This window comes from Vagococcus proximus (assembly GCF_029143285.1).
In the GTDB taxonomy this organism is placed as follows: Bacteria; Bacillota; Bacilli; order Lactobacillales; family Vagococcaceae; genus Vagococcus_D; species Vagococcus_D proximus.
On the sequence record NZ_JAPDSH010000019.1, the window covers coordinates 1 to 400 of the forward strand.

General features: G+C 47.8%; 4 tRNA genes. All 4 read right to left on the reverse strand.

Annotated features, from left to right (window positions below):
- Positions 1-32 precede the first annotated feature (32 nt).
- Positions 33-106 (reverse strand) — tRNA-Ile (locus OL233_RS11295).
- A gap of 18 nt (positions 107-124) precedes the next feature.
- A tRNA-Met gene (locus OL233_RS11300) sits at positions 125-198 on the reverse strand.
- Between the two features lie 11 nt (positions 199-209).
- Positions 210-283: transfer RNA gene (locus OL233_RS11305), tRNA-Pro, on the reverse strand.
- An 11-nt stretch (positions 284-294) separates the two neighbouring features.
- A tRNA-Arg gene (locus OL233_RS11310) sits at positions 295-368 on the reverse strand.
- Positions 369-400: the final 32 nt, after the last annotated feature.

The window sequence follows — 400 nt, forward strand, 5'->3', positions numbered from 1 at the left end:
AACTTGGGTAATCCTCCATAATAAGTATTGAATGGACCTTGTAGGACTCGAACCTACGACCGAACGGTTATGAGCCGTTTGCTCTAACCAACTGAGCTAAAGGTCCAAGCTCTTAATACAATAATCGCGGCAGAGGGGATCGAACCCCCGACCTCCCGGGTATGAACCGGACGCTCTAGCCAGCTGAGCTACGCCGCGAAAAAATAATATCGGGAAGACAGGATTCGAACCTGCGACCCCTTGGTCCCAAACCAAGTGCTCTACCAAGCTGAGCTACTTCCCGCAATATTATAATGCACCCAAGAGGAGTCGAACCTCTAACCGCCTGATTCGTAGTCAGGTACTCTATCCAATTGAGCTATGGGTGCCAGTTAATTGATAGTTAACTAACAATAACTAT